Here is a 224-nt window from a genome sequence, read left to right on the forward strand (position 1 = left end):
CGCGCAATCGGCTCCTATTTCCTCTTGACGCAAGCTGAAATCGGCATCCCAGGCGACTCGCATACAAAGACCCATCCACCCGCCATCGTAAGATGCATGTCCGCGTATCTAGTTTTCTTCGAGATAGCCTCCCGGATCAATGGCTTAACCCAAGAGGAAGTGCAGCAGTGCCTCGAAGCTTATCTCACCGGTTGCTATGAGGCGGAGATCGTGCTCGGTGAAGG

1 protein-coding gene is annotated in these 224 nt (G+C 54.5%); it reads left to right on the plus strand.

The window, feature by feature from the left end; all coding sequences use genetic code 11:
* Window positions 1–224: hypothetical protein (locus tag AF337_RS44080; protein WP_210168030.1), on the plus strand; the 224-nt coding region annotated here is incomplete at both ends.

Source organism: Rhizobium ecuadorense, from assembly GCF_001187535.1.
Taxonomy (GTDB): domain Bacteria; phylum Pseudomonadota; class Alphaproteobacteria; order Rhizobiales; family Rhizobiaceae; genus Rhizobium; species Rhizobium ecuadorense.